At 40.2% G+C, this 12,181-nt stretch carries 10 protein-coding genes; 8 read left to right on the forward strand and 2 right to left on the reverse strand.

The features are described from left to right. Positions 1-131: 131 nt before the first annotated feature. The 4 genes from ATG70_RS02850 to ATG70_RS02865 all read left to right on the forward strand — a co-directional run bounded on the left by ATG70_RS02850 (position 132) and on the right by ATG70_RS02865 (position 2,790). Positions 132-461: a PadR family transcriptional regulator gene (locus tag ATG70_RS02850; RefSeq protein ID WP_098442864.1), complete on the forward strand. Its 330-nt coding sequence runs from the start codon at positions 132-134 to the stop codon at positions 459-461. Between the two features lie 5 nt (positions 462-466). Beyond that, entirely contained in the window at positions 467-1,012 is a 546-nt protein-coding gene (locus tag ATG70_RS02855) for a DUF2812 domain-containing protein (protein WP_257147595.1), read from the forward strand. Between the two features lie 20 nt (positions 1,013-1,032). Further along, positions 1,033-1,821, forward strand: a complete 789-nt coding sequence (locus ATG70_RS02860) for an ABC transporter ATP-binding protein (RefSeq protein ID WP_306472678.1) — start codon at positions 1,033-1,035, stop codon at positions 1,819-1,821. 270 nt (positions 1,822-2,091) lie between these two features. Then, positions 2,092-2,790: an ABC transporter permease gene (locus tag ATG70_RS02865; RefSeq protein ID WP_306472720.1), complete on the forward strand. Its 699-nt coding sequence runs from the start codon at positions 2,092-2,094 to the stop codon at positions 2,788-2,790. 238 nt (positions 2,791-3,028) lie between these two features. Here the strand turns inward: ATG70_RS02865 and mprF are convergent, their stop codons facing one another. Continuing rightward, entirely contained in the window at positions 3,029-5,560 is a 2,532-nt protein-coding gene (mprF, locus tag ATG70_RS02870) for a bifunctional lysylphosphatidylglycerol flippase/synthetase MprF (protein ID WP_098442866.1), read from the reverse strand. A 307-nt stretch (positions 5,561-5,867) separates the two neighbouring features. Here mprF and ATG70_RS02875 point away from each other — a divergent pair, with 307 nt between their 5' ends. Further along, positions 5,868-6,713, forward strand: coding sequence for an SDR family oxidoreductase (locus ATG70_RS02875; protein ID WP_098442867.1), 846 nt, complete (start codon positions 5,868-5,870; stop codon positions 6,711-6,713). A gap of 56 nt (positions 6,714-6,769) precedes the next feature. Here ATG70_RS02875 and ATG70_RS02880 read toward each other — a convergent pair whose 3' ends face one another. Continuing rightward, positions 6,770-9,838, reverse strand: a complete 3,069-nt coding sequence (locus ATG70_RS02880) for an efflux RND transporter permease subunit (RefSeq protein ID WP_098442868.1) — start codon at positions 9,836-9,838, stop codon at positions 6,770-6,772. A gap of 304 nt (positions 9,839-10,142) precedes the next feature. Here ATG70_RS02880 and ATG70_RS02885 point away from each other — a divergent pair, with 304 nt between their 5' ends. The 3 genes from ATG70_RS02885 to ATG70_RS02895 all read left to right on the forward strand — a co-directional run bounded on the left by ATG70_RS02885 (position 10,143) and on the right by ATG70_RS02895 (position 11,943). Continuing rightward, on the forward strand, positions 10,143-11,024 hold the full coding sequence (locus tag ATG70_RS02885; RefSeq protein ID WP_098442869.1) for a TetR/AcrR family transcriptional regulator: 882 nt from the start codon (positions 10,143-10,145) through the stop codon (positions 11,022-11,024). A 74-nt stretch (positions 11,025-11,098) separates the two neighbouring features. After that, positions 11,099-11,389, forward strand: coding sequence for a hypothetical protein (locus ATG70_RS02890; protein ID WP_098442870.1), 291 nt, complete (start codon positions 11,099-11,101; stop codon positions 11,387-11,389). Between the two features lie 188 nt (positions 11,390-11,577). Beyond that, a complete protein-coding gene (locus ATG70_RS02895; protein ID WP_098442871.1) occupies positions 11,578-11,943 on the forward strand; it encodes a hypothetical protein in 366 nt (121 codons plus the stop codon). Positions 11,944-12,181: the final 238 nt, after the last annotated feature.

A 12,181-nucleotide genomic window follows, 5' to 3' on the forward strand; every position in this document is an offset into this window, starting at 1 on the left:
TCAGGGGGGTCAGGTTCGAACCTGACCCCCCTGACTTTTAATTTTCCAATTCATGGTTGCGCACTATGTCATAACCTGATATATTACATTTAATGATATATCATTAAACGATATAAGTTTGGAGGAACCTCATGCCAAGGAATGATTCTCTTGATGTAGGAGAGCTAACGGACACGTCTTATTATATTCTTTTATCGCTCAAGGAGCCGAAACATGGCTATTTAATTATGAAGTCGATTGAAGAGTTAACAAATCACAGCGTTGTGATCGGACCGGCGTCCATGTATACAACGATCAAAAAACTTCTTGCGGCCGGTTTGATTGAGCTCTTAGATAAAAGTGAAAAGAAAAAAGTGTATGTAACAACAGAAAAGGGTGTCGAGCTAGTAAGGAAAGAAATTGAACGGAAACGTATCATGATTCAACACGGGGAAGCGATACTTGCAAACAAGGGAGAGTGAGAGGTGTGGGGAAGACAAAATACGTAATGAGCAGTGGATTAGCTTTTTCAGAAGAGAAAGAGATGGCAAAGCTGAGCGAATACGCGCGAAAAGGATGGCTATTTGAGAAATTTGCGTTTCTAGGATTTGTATTACGACAAGGAGAACCACAGAATCTTATCTATTCTCTAGACTATCAAAAAGAACCTGATGAGGAGTATTTTAGTTATTTTGAAGAAGCTGGGTGGACGATTGTTTGTTCGGTTGGAAATGAAATGCACGTATTTTCAGCAGCTCAAGGAACAACTCCAATCTATTCTGATAAAGAATCAACGAAAGAGAAATATGAGCGGGAACGTCAGTCGATGAAAAAAGTCGCCAGCCCAGCGCTTTTGCTTACGCTTGTTTTCATAGTGTTGTCAATGAGTAGTCAGAATGGTTATCTTCCATCAATTGTTGGCCAAATCAGTGAATATAGTAGTTACGCTACTTTTATTGTGCTGATATTTACTGGAATGCCGTACCTTGCTTATTGCTATAAATTGAAGAAATTAGAGAAACAAGATTTCTAATCAAGGAGAGGAGTCTGCTGATGGCTAGCGTGCTAGAGGTAAAAGGACTTGGTAAGCGATTTAAACATGGAGCGATCATTGAAAATCTTTCCTTTCACGTTAATAAAGGCGAGATTATGGCGATTCTTGGACCAAATGGAGCTGGAAAGTCTACGACAATTCGTTCAATTTTGGGGATTTTATATCCCGATGAAGGAGAGATCTTTTATCAAGGAGAGTCTATGAAAAAAATCCCTCCGGAGCGGATTGGGTACTTACCTGAAGAGCGTGGTCTTTATAAAAATGTAAAAGTAATCGATATCCTCCTCTATTTTGCAGATTTAAAAGATTATCCTATTCAAAAAGCCAAGCAACGTGCTAAGTTTTATTTAAAGAGGTTTGGTCTAGAAGATAAAGAGAAAGTGAAAATGGACGAATTATCGAAAGGGATGGGGCAAAAAATTCAGTTCATCGCTTCCATCATTCATGAGCCAGAAATCCTCATTCTTGATGAACCCTTTTCAGGTCTGGACCCTGTTAGTCAGGAACTTTTCCAAAAAGAAATCAAAGAATTGGCGGAACAAGGTACTGCGATTTTACTTTCCTCTCATCAAATGAATCTTATCGAAACGTTAGGAGATCGGCTCTTATTTATACATAAAGGAAAAGAGGTAGTGACGGGCTCAATCCATGATGTGAAAGCACAGTTTTCGAATTACAAATGCACGATTCGTGGAGAAAATACCCGCTCCCTACTAGAAACGATTCCTATGGTTGACCGAATTGAGCAAAAAACAAGACGTCGATTCTATTCCTTGAAAAGGAGGTAGAGCTGACCAGGTGGTTGAGCACTCTTCCGAAAAAACTAGACATTCAAGAGCTTCGCCTTGATCGAATCTCTCTACATGACATTTTTGTTAGCATCGCAAGTGGCAGAAAGGACCTGAGCTATGAAAAATAGTTTGAAAGTTGCGAAATGGGAGTTTAAGCGGAACATGACCAATAAGTCTTTTTTGATCTCCGTTTTTATGACACCTATCATTATCATATTGTTTAGTTTTTTACCTTCGATGATATCAGGGGGATCGACCTCCAGTGGGATGGCTTCATTGTTGAACGCCCGTTTGCTGCCCGGAATTGTTTCCGGTAGTATTTTTCTCTCCGTTCTATTAACAGGCATGCTGATTTTTCAGAGTGCTTCTCAAGAGAAGAAAGAGAAAGTGGCTGAAATTATTTTATCGTCAATGGAACCATACGAATTAATGCAAGGAAAAATCATAGGCTATTTTTTGCTTGGAGTGTCACAGGTGTTCATTTGGCTGTTCTGTGCTCTTCCATTCTTAGCGTGGAAATTAGGACTGGATATCCTGAAATACTTGATTTTGCCAAAAACGATCGTATTGATTTTCATTGCACTGCTTGGTTACTTTTTATTTGCAGCGTTACTCGTTGGTCTAGGAGCAACAGTTGAAGATGTAACCTCATCAAGTAATTTTCAAGGAACGATTATGATGTTGCCTTTCTCCTTTTCGCTTTTCATTCTTCCTGTATTAGAAGAGCCGAATGGAATGGCCGCAACGATTGGTTCTTATATTCCATTTACGGCAACTGGAACATTGATTTTCCGTCTTTCTCTACTGGAAGTATGGCCATGGGAACAGATTATCGGGTCAATTTGTCTCTTACTTCTAACTTCCTGGATATGCATGAAGGTGGCAGGTAAAATCTTTAAAGTTGGCATCTTAATGTATGGAAAGAATGCTAGCCCTCGTGAGATTTGGAAGTGGATGAGGGCTTAAGGGATAGGTGGCAGTGGTTTATTGGCCGAATTCTCAGGATATTGGCCAAAACTGAAATATATTGGCCGAAATTAGAATATATTGGCTAAATCTTATTTTTATTGGCCAAAACGAAAAGCTGCCGGAAATCCAGCAGCTTTTTTTAGTTCCATCTCAAGCTTAAGCGAAATAAATCCGCTGTCCGTCGTAGAGAGACAGTTGTTTGTAAGGGGGGTCAGGTACGTACCTGACCCCCCCCTTACCCTTTACTCCCCTTCTTACTTATCAATCGCGAGACCTGCGCCATTGTAAAGGGGAGGGAGGATTTTTTGCGATAGGCGAGGTATTTGCGTTCCCAGGTGTGAGCGTATTTTCCTTTGAACTTCCGCAGGCCCTGGAAGTGATAGAAGATATGGCCATGTAGGAAGATTTGGGCAGCGATGCGTTCACTTAGGAAAGAAAATTTGGATTGACCCACATTTGCTAGAGGAGCCATGCCAAGGTTAAAAGACTGATAGCCTTCTGCTTTGGCCCATTCAAATAATGAAAGAAACATAACGTCCATTGTGCCAGACGGGGCGCTGTGTAGGAAGCGCATTAAATCGATAGAAATGGTTTTATTTCCATCGTAGACTGGCATAAGACTAGTAAAGGCGATAATCGTATCATTTTCTTTCATGATGGCGATCTCCGACTTATTCAAATAATCAACGTCAAAGAATCCTAACGAAAACCCCTTTTCATTCCTTCCTTGTAGCCATTCATCCGATACATTTTTCAGTTTATTCAATAGCGCTTCACTATGAGGAGGTGTTGCGATTTCAAACAGATAATTTTCACGTTCAAATTTGTTTTTAACTGCGCGTAGCGCCTTCATTTTCTTACCGGATAAGGTGAATTGCTCCAATTCAACGAATGCTTCTTCACCAAGTTTAAAAAAGCCAAACCCTTTTTCGTGTAAAAGTGGAAGCAAATCATTGCTCACTTCATAGAAGACTGGCGTAAAGCCTTGAATATCTGCAAGCTGTTGAAACTCATCAATTGCATTTGAAAAGTCGTTTTCCTCTCCAACCGGATCACCAAGGACGACAAGTTTATCAGACGATTGTTGAAAGCTTAGGAATACCGTACGCTTGGCATTCCAGAACAGCGATTTATCGTGTAAGAATACTAAATGCGTTAATGTATTGCCGCGATAGGTTGTTAAGTGCTCGAGAATGTGAGGATCTTGCTTAGGCTCGGAATTCTGGATTGGATTTTTAGGTTTAATCACGGCGTTTCCAATAAGGAAGACAAGTAGCGCAATCAACAATCCAATTAATGCACTGTAAAACAACGTGTGGTAATCCGTAATCAGATAGGGCAACACTTGCGACGGAATCGCGTTCGTTGAAGACGGCAAGCTCATGTACCCAATTAAAACATACATCGACGTAATGAAAAGAATAACGAGTGCATCAATAATCGTTTTGCTCCATGTTAACACATAGCTTTCACGATAAAAGCGCGTTCTTGATAGATAGAGTATGAATGCCACAATTAATAGGAAAATGGCTTCCTCATAATCAATCCCTTTTGAAAATGTAAATGCAGCCGCGCAGAAAAGGACAACGATCGTCAGGTAATAGGCTCGTTTCACTTTGTATTCAATGCCTCTGGATAATCCGAGTAGCGCAAAGCCTGCTCCGACAGAAAGCTGGTGTGAGAGATTAACTAGAAACGGAATCGAGTGCATTTCCTCGAGAATTTTTAGTCGGTCAATGATTCCGGGTAAAGCAGCAGATAAGAGTAGGATTAATCCCGATACAAAGACTAACAAAGTGATGAATACGTGGCTCAGTCTTTGTACGAGTGCGATCGGGAGGTTATCCCAGTTCGCATTCCACTTTTCCCAATAGTCTCTGACGAACAGAATCATCGCTAGTAAAAATGGGAAGAAAAAGTAACCAACGCGAAATAAAATGAGCAGGAAAAGCACCTTTTCATTTTGTAAACCAATCAGCTGACTGCCCCAGATGAAAGTGAGATCAAATGAACCGAGACCTCCAGGAATCATACTAACAATGCCGACACATGCAGCGATCACAAAGAGTGGGAAAAGGTCATGAAATGAAATGCTTAAGTCAAGCATTGTTGCTAATAGCCAGATCGCAAGAAACGCAAAACTCCACTCCAGGAATGATACCGCGATAAGCTGAAGCCTCGTTTTCGTGCCAAAAGAGCGCGTCCGGTAGTTGTTCCACAAGAACGAAAAAATGAGAACAGGTAAATAAAGTCCAACGACGATCACAACCAAATAAAGCCAGGGAATTTCTTTGAGTAAGGGACTTTCTCTGTAAGTGATCATCTTGATTAGCGCAAGAAGAGATAGACCAGTTAAATAAAAGTAGGTCATGTTTCCAATGCTCTTTGATAGTTCACTGTGATCGTCCTGCTCCGTTTGATAAAAATAGTTTCGAAGCATGCTGCTAACGATTCCACCAGATCCAATCAAATTTGAAACGGCATTAACGATAAACGATTGCTTCAGAAGTTGTTTCATTGGAAATGTTTTTTGCAATGATTTCAAAATCAAAGAATCATATAAAAACATTGGGCTAACTGCCCCCATTGTAATGAGTAACACGAGAAAAAGTTTTCCTATATTAAATTGATTTACTTCATTTAATAGAAGACTTACATGAACGTCTGATAGAAATGACGTGATTTGAATGGCAGAGAGTACAAAAAGAAAAGCTGGTAAGAGTAATTTTAAATAGTGAAATAAAATGGTGTGTAAAATTGGTTTCATAGTTCACTCCTTTATCCTAACCCTATTGTACAGTTAGAAAGGCATCTGTAAACTTTCTTTTTTGAGTGGTGTTGAAAGGATAATCAATTAAATGCATATTTTCAGTCATTGATTATGTGGAGAATGTACTTCATATAGACTATACAATAGAATAAGCGTATTCATTCATAAAAGTTGAAACGGATTGCACTCAAGAAAATTGGAGTAAGAGGGAGATTTGATTGTTAATCGTTAGGAAATTTATTGAAAAGCTATCTTATCTACCTAGAAAGGGCTATCTATTATCTTCTTTATAAGGAGGAAAGCAATGTCTATATTAGTAACGGGTTTCAATGGAAAAGTTGGTCTAGAAGTTGCAAAGAAGTTGAAAGAAATGAACGTGGCGATGAAATGTGCGGTGAGGAATGTAGTAAAAGCAGCATCAAGGTTTGGGGATCACTACCATTTCGTTGAACTGAACTTTTCTGATTCAAACACGTTTGACCTTGCGTTAGAAGGTGTTGAACAGGTATTCCTCATTTATCCGCCTGGCGGTGATATGAAATTTGAGAAGTTTCTACAAACAGCGAAAGAAAAAAGCGTTCAACAAATTGTTTATTTGTCAGTTAAGGATGTGCAATACCTGCCTTTTATTCATCATTTTAAAAATGAAAAAATGATTAAAAAGCTGGGGATTCCTTATACATTTATTCGTGCTGGGTATTTTATGCAAAACCTGAATGACTTTCTTGGTGATGAATTAAGAGTACGGCACCGAATTTTTGTTCCTGCTGGAAAAGGAAAGACGAGTTTTGTTGATACAAGAGACCTTGCGGAGGTAGCTTCGATGGTTTTAACACATCCAGAGGATCATCAGAATAAGAACTATGTCATTACAGGGGATCAGGCTCTGGATTTCTTTGATGTTGCTAAACGAATGACGGACGTTCTTCAAGTGGAGATTCACTACACGAATCCAACTGTTAAAGAATTTAAAGAGTTTATGTTGAAAAAAGGGGTGGAAAAGGAATTCATTGATGTGGTAGTCGGGATTCATTTTCCGACAAAATTAGGATTAGCGAAGGGGATCACAAACGAATATGAGAAGGTGACGAATAAGAAACCGAGGAGAATGGAGGGATATATAAACGACTATAAGGATAATTGGGTATAGTTTCCATAACCTATTAAAAGCGCTCAGGAATCATGTCCTGAGCGCTTTTATGCTACTTACATTTCTTCTTGCGCTGGTTTCTTTCTTCTAAATCGATAGAACACGAGGTAAAGCATCGGCACCATGATCAGTGTGAGTACAGCTGAGAAGAGGATACCTGAAATGATCGTAACCGCAAGTGGTGTAAAGAGCGCATCGCCACTTACCGCAACTGGGATTAAGGCAACGATTGATGTGATGGCTGTAAGAATAATTGGGCGAAGACGTACACGTCCAGATTCAATGACAGCTTCTTTCACATCCATGCCTTTCTTAATGGCTTGTTCAATAAACTCAATAAGCACAACCGAGTTACGAACGACAATACCTGTGAGTGACACCATTCCCATCACGCCAAGGAAACTAATTGGCGTTTGCGTTACGAATAGACCAAGGATGGCACCTGCGATCGCAAGGTATACGGCAACGAGTACAAGGAACGGTAGCGATAGTGAATTAAATTGTAGCGCGATTAACAGATACACTAAGAACAGAACGATAATGAAGAGAACCGTAATTTCCGCAAAGAAATCATTTTGTGCTTCATTTTCACCGCCAAGTGTCATGCTGTAATCAGCATCATCAAGCTGGTCACGCTGATCTTCCACAATCTCCGTTACATTTTCTTTGTAATTCTCCTCGTCTTTCGGGAAGGCACGAAGCGTAATCGAGCGTTCGCCATCAATGTGAGGAATCTTTTGAATTTGTTCACTTTCTTTTGTTGTGACAAGCTCATCTAACGAAATCAGTTCAGGAGGTCCGCCTGAAGAAGCGGAAGCAGCAGGAAGCTCAAGGTTTGAGAGATCAACTTCATCTTCGCTTCCTTCAAGCACGATGTTCATGTCGCGTTTCACGACGCCGTTATCAAATGCTTTTAGTGGAATGCCTGCTGTTGCTAGACGAATTTGCTGACTAACTTGATTAACTGTAATGCCGTTTTCTTCAAGGGCATCACGGTCTGGAACGTATTCAACTGAAGGTTCAAAGTCACCAACGTCATCGACGACAAGGTCCGTTTCAAGTCCTTCAATTTCATTTTTTAGGTTATCTCGAAGTTCAATTAGCTTATCTATTTCTGGTCCAGAGACGGTGACGGTCACAGGTGCACCTGCTGGAGGACCCTGTTGGATCGTTTCCATAAAGATCTCTGCATCTGGATATTCATTTCTTAATTTATCTGTCCAATCGTCAATGAGACCTTGCGTCGTTTGATTCTCACGATCAACGCGAGCGACGATTTGGCCAGTATTTTCACCGGTGCTCGTTAGGGAACTATTAAAGAGTCCCGGCGTACCTGTACCGGTAAAGACGCTTGTTTCATAAACGCCGTCATCTGTTTTTAATCTGTCTTCAATTTCTTGAAGCGTATCGTGCGTTTCCTCAATTGGGGTTCCAATTGGTAGGGTAATATCAACCGTTACTTCTTCCTTATCTGCTGCCGGGAAGAATTCAAACGGTGTTAACACAACTAACCCAAAAATGGCGGTTGTAAGAACGAGGCCAAGAATAGAAACAAGGATCGGTTTTTTAGAAAAATTCTTTAGAAGCTTATCGGCATAAACATCAGCTAGTTTATTTAGCGGTTTTCCTAATAGCCCTGGTGCATCTGACATTGGCTTCTTCGATCGTTTGCTTAAGAAGTAGCGTAAAATCGGTACAAAGATTAGTGCGACAAGCGTTGATGCAATGATTGTTGTAATTAGTACCGTAGGCAAGGCGCGAATAAAGGCACCGTTTCCGCCTGAAAGGAAAATGAGCGGCAGGAATGTAAATACAATCGCAAGAGAAGAGGTGACGATCGAAACCCAAATCTCTTTAACGCCATTGACAGCTCCCATCATGCCTTTGTCGCCCAGTTTGTATCTTCGCTGGATGTTATCGTTAATTACGATAGAGTCATCGACGATAATCCCGAGTGCGATGATTAACCCGATTACGGAAATCTGGTTAAGGTCCACATCAGCGAACGGCAGAGGGATAAAGCCCATAAGGACAGAAATTGGAACTGCTAGTGCAACAACAAGTGCACCAGATCCAGAAAGTCCAAGGGACGTTGCTACAATAACGGCTAGAACAGAAATCGCTAGTGATAAGAACAAGCCATCAAAAATATCCGTTACGATCGAGGCTTGTGAGTAATAAGGCTCAAGTTCAACGTTAGAAGGGAGACCTTCTGATAATTCATCCACCTTATCACTTACACGCTCATCAACAGTAGGAATGTCCTCACCTGATTTAACATAAGCCGTGAAGGATACGGAAGGCTTCCCTTCAAATGTGATGATATCTTCAAGTTCTTTTGGACTCACTTCGACTGTCGCGATATCTTTTAAGTAAACCGCGTCGCCATCAGGGTTTTTACCAACAAACAGCTCTTCCATCTCGTCAAGAGAGTCATAATTTTCGACAGAAAGCTGAACGACTTTATCATCCATTTCCTGTTTTCCTAAAGGCGTTGGGTAGTACTCATTGTTAATCGCACTTTGAACGTCGGTTACGTTCAGCCCAGAATCCTTTAGTTCATCTTGCTTTAATTCAATTAAAATTTGTTCTTCAGGCAGTCCTTTGATTGTTACGCCGGAAACGCCTGATAATTCTTCTACTTCATCTTTCCAGCGGTTTAACTCTTCCTGTAGGGAGAAGAGATTGTCGCGATTATCACTTGTCAGATGATAGGAAACAATCGGCATTTTCGCCGTCGATTCATTCACATCCGGTTCGAAAGCTTCTTCTGGGAAAGAAGTAGAGGCATCGGAAACGGCCTGGCGAACGTCACCAAATACTTCTTTTTTACTTTCGCCTTCTGCGACTTCAACCACAATGTTTGAAAAGCCAGCTGCAGAAGATGATGTGACCTCTGCAATCCCATCGATCGAACTAAGTGATGACTCGATTGGGTTCGTTATTGATCGTTCAACCGTATCTACCGTGGCACCAGGATAAACCGTGCTAATCGTTCCGATATTCACCGTTGTTTCTGGAATTTCACGTTGTGGAAGTTGAATAAATGTAAACACTCCAACAATGACAAATAATAGGATGAAGATAATGAAAAGCTTGGAGCGTTGTAAAATCCATTTCAGCATAGAAGAGCCTCCTCTGTTCGTTTTCGACTGGTCGGTCAATCTGATGTCATTTATACCCCATATTTGTTGAAATATAAAGTTTTAATGTGTTTGACTCAATAGTCATTTTTACGGATATCAATTAAGAAGTCAAGAAATGAGTGTGCTTGAAAATAGATTTTGGGCAAAAATTGTGTCTAACGTATGATAGAGCAAGGCTTTACTAAATAATAGCAACGTAACTCTTATCACAGGACACACTGTGACTATCATTTCACTTATGAAGTAGTGTATTCTGTTGAAAGAAGACATCGAGGTGAACGATATGGATAAACGAAAGGCAATATTAGAGGCGGCAGTTGAATTGATCGCAGAGCAAGGCTATACCCACACGTCCATGCAGCAAATTGCGGATAGTGTCGGTGTGTCTAAGGGATCGCTTTATACATTTTTTCCGTCAAAAGAAGATTTAATCATTTCGATTTATGAACATTACCAACAGCTTGTATTTGAACGGGCTTTTGTCGTGGGGTTAGATGGGAATCTACCCCCATATGAACGGTTCGCAAAACAGTTTCAAGTTCAATTTGAAGGTATATTAGAATATAAAGCGTATATGAAAATGCACATGCGGGGAGAGTCTGCCCAAAGCAGCGAGAAGCTAGAAGGAATGGGGCATCGCATGAGAGGACGCCTGTTTAGCTGGTTAGAGCGAAATTTAATCGATTTATATGGAAGCGAGATTGAACCATACAAATGGGATTTAATGTGGATGACGCAATCCATCTACACGTCATATACCGGCTTAATGATTTCTTCTGAAAATGAACTCGCCCCTGATCAACTTGGTAAACACATTGTCAGGCAGATTGATATTCTAGCAAAAGATTATCTTGCTGGAAAAAGTAATCCTCTTCTTGATGATGAGATGATGCGTCCGTTCTCTGTTGGAATGGATCGCGAAGGCGCATTTACCTCATTTGAAAAAAGAGAAAACGCATGGAAAAGTCTTTATGAAAGCATTCATCAGCTCGATCAGTCGCACTACTATCTTGAAGTGACCGATCGTATTTCTGAAGAATCCAGGAAATCAAATCCTGATGAAATTGTGATGAGAGGCCTGTTTCAGTTGTTGAAAGCGGATGAAGAACTAAATGAGAAAGCACAACTATTAGAAATGCAGCTCTTGTCTGAATCAAAACATTAGAAAGATTATCTCCATTTGGTTTCGGGTAACTAGTTAATAGAGAGACGCGTTACACCAAAGGAGAGAGCAACAGGATGACGAAAACACCTACATCAATTAATGGAAGTAGCACATTTATATCAATTGTATCGATAGCGGCAGGCTTTCTTGCGGCAATCATAGCTGGGAGCTTCCTTTCTGGAGCCATTGAACTTACAACGATCGAAATCTTTCCGATCTTTTTCCCTATCCTAATTTGTGCCGTCGGCATTGTTTTAGGAACGATTGCGTATCGTTTATCCAAAAGAAAACTAGCTGTAGCGGGCATTGTTGTCAATGCGGTTGTGCTATTATTGCCATTAACATTTATTGTCGTGGAATGGTGATTAGGTAGAGAGGGGTTTTTTAGCTTTTTATCCTTCATGTGCAAAATTTAAATACTTAGGAGAAACCCACCAAAACGTCACTTGGTGGGTTTTTTGTTTTTATTGGAGTTTACTAGCCCTTTGTAACTTTTATAAGGGAGATCTCGTCTAGTAAAGAAAGTTCGTATCAATGGAAGGAGAAAGACTCCATGAAACGTGAGAAAATCTTGTTCGTTCTATTGGTGGCCGCTTTACTAACTGGTTGTGGAAGTATGGAAGAGAAGGGCTCTAACTCATCAAGTCAAAATTCGGAGCAAACGAGTCGAGAAGCAGAAAAGGAAAGTGATTTCTCTGCACAGATTAAGATGATCGCAAATGATGAGAAAATCATTAAAATGCTAAAGGATTCTGGTGAGATTCCAGACAATGCTAGCGGTACGGAAATCCACGAGGCGTTAGAAGATTATTTGAAGAAAAAAACAAAAAATGCTGAAATAAATGAGAAACTAAGTGAGAAGTATATCGAGGATTTAAAAAAGCAAATTCAGCAAGATCTTCAAAGAGAAGGTAATTAATATACCTGCATAGTAAATAGAAAACCAAGGGTCAACGATTTACGTTGACCCTTGGTTTTTTGAGTTTAATGTGTCGAAGCGTTATTGCGAAAAAATAATAGTAACGGTGAAGTGCAATACTTTAGAACCATTACTTTTGGTAGGATATTGTCATTTTTCTAGTAAAATACGTTTATTTTAAAGTTAATTGCCGAACGTCGTGACTTTCGGATCATTCAAATTTTTCAGATAAAGGGAT

It is taken from the genome of Bacillus sp. es.036, from assembly GCF_002563635.1.
Classification (GTDB): domain Bacteria; phylum Bacillota; class Bacilli; order Bacillales; family Guptibacillaceae; genus Guptibacillus.